Source organism: Neobacillus drentensis, from assembly GCF_036965245.1.
GTDB classification, from domain to species: Bacteria; Bacillota; Bacilli; order Bacillales; family Cytobacillaceae; genus Neobacillus; species Neobacillus drentensis_G.
The window spans coordinates 51,499-56,358 of sequence record NZ_JBALPG010000034.1 but is presented as its reverse complement, the minus strand read 5'-3'; the positions used below and the strand labels follow the sequence as shown (position 1 = coordinate 56,358).

The window sequence follows — 4,860 nt, the reverse complement described above, 5'->3', positions numbered from 1 at the left end:
GTCTATCATCAACCGCTAAATATATAAAAAAACTATTAAAATACGGATGCTGATAAAAAAACATACATATTTCGAGATCGATTGTTTTATAGAAAAAAGACCAGCAAATTTTGCTGGCCTTTTAAGCGGTAATTTCATTAACTCTAGTTTTTCTATTTATAAAGGAGAGAATAATGAGAATTCCAAGGATTACAATACAAACGGATGAACCAATTACATTATTTGGATTTAATAGAAATCCAATAAAGATTACACTTAAAGAAACAATCGCAAAAATGGTTGAATATGGGAACCACTTTACTTTAAAAGCAGGTTGATGTTTATAGAGTGGTCGTAGTTTTAACTGTGCGGCACAAATACTGATCCAAAGGATCATGACAGTAAACCCTGGGATGGTCATAAGATAGCTAATGACTTGGCTAGGTGTTACATAAGCCAAGTAAACAGCTGCTAAAATACACACACTCGTAATCATAATCCCTGTTATTGGAATACCCTTACTAGATACTTTTGCTAACCCCTTTGGTGCAACACCACTTTGTGCCATTGAATACAGTGTTCTTGATGTGGCATAAATTCCGGAGTTTGCCGCCGATAGAACTGCTGTTAAAAGGACAAAGATCATAATATGTGCTGCTCCAGGCAATCCGGTACTACTAAAAACCTGGACGAACGGACTGTTTGCACCTGTGACCTTGTCCCAAGGCATGATGCCGCAGATAATAAGAATTGGAAAAATATAAAAAATCATGACGCGCCAAACGGCACCTTTAATGATTTTCGGCAAAACTCGCTCAGCATCTTTTGTTTCGGTAACAGCGACCCCGATTAATTCGGCCCCGCCATAAGAAAACATGACAACTAAAAATGCATTGAATATTCCACTTATTCCGTGTGGGAAAAATCCGCCGTGTGCAGTGTAGTTTGACAATGGATCCTGTATGTTACTAGGAATCATACCAAAAAGTAGTAGACATCCTAAGATAATAAAAGCAACTAAGGCAATAATCTTAATGCTGGCAAACCAAAACTCAAACTCCCCGTAATATTTAACTTGAAATAAATTGATTCCTACAATAACAATCGCACAGAGAAAACTTAATAGCCACAATGGGATCGAAGGAAGCCAAAATTGCAGAAAACTTCCAGCTGCTAATAATTCAACGACGGTTACAATGGTCCAATTGATCCAGTAAAGCCATCCGACAAGATAAGAAACTTGAAATCCAAATGCTTTGTTTACGAGATGCTGAACATTCATATTGGGAAAAGCAAGCGCCATTTCTCCTAATGCCGCTATAATAATAAAAAGCAAAAGCCCGCCAATTAAATAGGCAATCACCACACTAGGTCCAGCAATACTTAATGTATCTGAGCTTCCTTTAAAAATTCCTGTTCCAATCATACCAGCCAAAGCCATAAACTGAACATGCCTTGGCAATAACCCTTTTTTTAAGTCCTGATGATTATTCTCCATGGTGTCTTAACCTACTTTTCTCTTTTGCTTAGACGCTTTTAAGCACTAAAGTATTTTTATACTAATATATCATATTTTTCAAAAGTGTCAATTAAGGTAGTAGTTTTAATTTATATAAATCTTTTTTTGCCTCAAGGAAACTTTATTGGTGATGGTGAATAAACTGTTTTAAAAGAGGAGATGATTTATCATGATTGCTACCCCTCGCATGAAACGGAGAATTTTTATTTATACGTATGTTTTTAAAAAGCTAGGGATCATTAATGAACAAGAATATAACCAAATTATTAATTTTACTCCAATTAATGAGAAGCGATAATAAAATTTTTGACAAACAAAAGCACGCGAAGGTTGACCACCGCGTGCTTCTTTATGCATAAAACTCTTCAATTTTTGTACTAAGATGACATCTTCACTTTCTTCTGTGTAGTCGTCCATTTTCCGCGGCTTGGGCTTATAACCAAGTCATTATAGGCTAAGACATTTAAATCTCGTTGTATGGTGCGAGGAGTGATACCAAATTCCTCTACAAGTTCCTGAGTAGTGACAGTGCCGTTATTGCGAATAAACATGTAGATACATTTGATGCGGTTTAACATCCGGTTAGTTGAAGGTTTCAAAGAACCACTCCCTATCCTTTTTTCAAACCTATGGCTTAATCCCTCTACCGACAGCCTCTTTGAAGAATACTCTTCAAGAATATGTAGTTTCTTTTCCGCGCAGCCATCTCCTTTTATTTGGATCAATGTAATGAGTACATAGATGTCATACATCTAACTTTATTGTACCCACAATTTCTGAAAATTTCTACCACAATACTAAAGTTTACAAAATAATCTTCATTTTTTTTAATAATTGTTCGGATTATTGCCTCTTTTATCATTCTCTTACTATAGGATATGGGATAAGGTGTTTGGTTTATGATAATTATTTGAATTTTTAGTAAAAACGTTTAATTTATCTAACACATTAGTTATTAAAGTTAAATTGCTAAGATATTTGCAAAAATGCTATTGTTAAAGAAGCACATATAGATTGGAGGTCATCACAATTGACAGAGATTAATTGGATGAGTGAAGTAGAAAAAAGAAAAGAGTCCTTAATTAAGGATACACAGGGATTATTACATATTAAAAGCCTCTTAGATGAGGAAAATACCACTGCTGAGGCACCGCTTGGACAAGGGGTGAAGGAAGCACTTGATTTCATGCTTAACCTAGGTGAAAAAGATGGATTTACTCCGAAAAATGTTGGGAATCTTGCAGGTCACTTAGAGTTTGGCGAAGGAAAGGACTTGTTAGGAATTCTTTGTCATGTGGATGTTGTGCCAGACGGGGATGGCTGGACAAGTGACCCATTTGGAGCGGAAATTCGTGATGGAAAAATTTATGCCCGCGGCGCACTGGATGATAAAGGGCCGACAATGGCGGCGTATTATGCGATGAAAATTGTAAAAGAACTTGGCCTGCCGCTTAAAAAACGTGTTCGCATGATTATTGGCACCGACGAAGAAAGCAATTGGCGCTGTGTGGAGCATTATTTTAAGCACGAAGAAATGCCGACTTTAGGATTCGCGCCTGATGCTGATTTCCCGATAATAAATGCTGAAAAAGGGATTGCTGATTTTGATATGGTACAGAAAGAATCAGTAGAAGGTGCAACTGAGGCAAATATTAAGGTAAAGAGCTTTGTTTCTGGAAAAAGATACAATATGGTTCCAGATCATGCCAAAGCAACCATCCTCGTTAAGGAACACCAAGATGAAGTGGTTAAGCAATTTATAGCTTTTATGAAGAAAGTTGAATTGGAATATAATTACCATATTCAAAACGAAGAACTAATTTTAGAAGTAATAGGCGTTTCTGCACATGGCATGGAACCGAGAAATGGGAAAAATGCCGGTTTGTTTTTAGCAGAATTTCTATCTAAGCAAGTATTGGATGCGAGGTCTGCACATTATTTCCAATTCGTTTCTCGCTACTTCTTTGATGATTCAAGGGGTGTAAACCTTGGTGTTGACTATTCGGACGATATTTCCGGAGACTTAACGATCAATCCCGGAAAGCTGCTCTTTACGTCTGAATCTGGTGGAAGAATTGGGATGACATGCAGATACCCTGTTACAAACAAAATGGAATCGACAAAAGCAAAATTAGATGACCTTTTACTAAATGAAGGCTTCGCGATTGAAAACTTTTCTGACTCAAAACCGCATCATGTGGATGAAAAAGAATTCCTGATTCAAACCTTGAAAAAGGTATATGAAGAACAAACAGGTGAAAAAGCTGAGTTAATTGCAATTGGCGGCGGTACTTACGCTCGTTCTCTAAAAGCCGGAGTCGCATTTGGCCCGTTATTTCCTGGAAGACCAGATATTGCTCATCAAAAGGATGAATATATGTATATTGAAGACTTGTTAAAGGCAACAGCTATTTACGCTCAAGCTATTTATGAATTAGCACAAAATGAATAAGTAGATCGAAGGGGAATGCGAGCATGACATTTGCAATAATGAACGGAAAGCTGATCAATCGGTCAGAAGCAAAAGTAGATATAGAAGACCGCGGATACCAATTTGGCGATGGGGTGTATGAGGTTATTCGTGTCTATAATGGAAAAATGTTTACTGCTAAAGAACATTTGGAGCGTTTTGTTAAAAGTTCTGACAGTATTGGCATTTCTTTCCCATCCACACTAGAACAATTAAAGAGTTTACTTGAAGAGCTTATTAATAAAAATAAGCTTCAACTTGGGATTATCTACATGCAGCTAACCAGGGGTGTTGCTCCCCGAAATCATGCGTTCCCATCTGAGGAAGTAACGCCAACCCTTACAGCTTATACGAAGGAAATTGCACGACCTGTTGGGAACATGAAAAATGGTGTGAAAACTATTTTGACTGAAGATATCCGCTGGCTCCGCTGTGATATTAAAAGTTTAAATTTGCTGGGCAATTTATTAGCAAAACAAAAAGCCACTGAAGAAGGTGGTTATGAAGCAATTCAACATCGCGCCGAAAATATTACTGAAGGAAGTTCCTCAAATATCTTTATTGTAAAAAATGGTGTAGTCATTACACATGAATCCGATAATCTCATTTTAAAAGGAATTACTAAAGATGTGATTTTAAAGGTATGCTTTGAAAATAATATTCCTGTAGAGGAACGGGCATTCACGCTTGAGGAACTAGCAGGTGCAGATGAGGTGTTCCTATCTAGTACCGTTTCAGAGGTCATGCCGATTGTCCAAATTCGCGATAAAAAAGTAACCGAAGGTCTGCCGGGCTCAATTACTAGAAAGCTGCAAAAGCTGTTCGAACAAGAAATTGAAAACCAATGCGGGAAACTATAAAACTAGGTGTCAAGCACCATGTGAATTTTTCA

The 4,860-nt window shown here is 37.2% G+C and carries 4 protein-coding genes; 2 read left to right on the top strand and 2 right to left on the bottom strand.

From position 1 onward, the window contains the following. Window positions 1-121: 121 nt before the first annotated feature. Window positions 122-1,477: an amino acid permease gene (locus V7150_RS09065; protein WP_335516520.1), complete on the bottom strand. Its 1,356-nt coding sequence runs from the start codon at window positions 1,475-1,477 to the stop codon at window positions 122-124. 398 nt (window positions 1,478-1,875) lie between these two features. Continuing rightward, complete coding sequence (locus tag V7150_RS09060) at window positions 1,876-2,097, bottom strand: DeoR family transcriptional regulator (RefSeq protein ID WP_007086548.1); 222 nt, start codon at window positions 2,095-2,097, stop codon at window positions 1,876-1,878. Between the two features lie 431 nt (window positions 2,098-2,528). On the opposite strand from V7150_RS09060, the gene pepV reads away from it, so the two are divergent. Both pepV and dat read left to right on the top strand, forming a co-directional pair. Further along, the gene (gene pepV, locus V7150_RS09055) at window positions 2,529-3,950 is read left to right on the top strand and encodes a dipeptidase PepV (RefSeq protein ID WP_335516517.1); all 1,422 of its coding nucleotides are present in this window, start codon (window positions 2,529-2,531) and stop codon (window positions 3,948-3,950) included. 23 nt (window positions 3,951-3,973) lie between these two features. After that, window positions 3,974-4,828, top strand: a complete 855-nt coding sequence (dat, locus tag V7150_RS09050) for a D-amino-acid transaminase (protein WP_335516514.1) — start codon at window positions 3,974-3,976, stop codon at window positions 4,826-4,828. Window positions 4,829-4,860 lie beyond the last annotated feature (32 nt).

What these genes read in the sequence shown, in the direction of transcription:
- dat (WP_335516514.1), top strand. Translation starts at nt 3,974, where the DNA reads ATGACATTTGCAATAATGAACGGAAAGCTGATCAATCGGTCAGAAGCA.
- V7150_RS09065 (WP_335516520.1), bottom strand. Translation starts at nt 1,477, where the DNA reads ATGGAGAATAATCATCAGGACTTAAAAAAAGGGTTATTGCCAAGGCAT.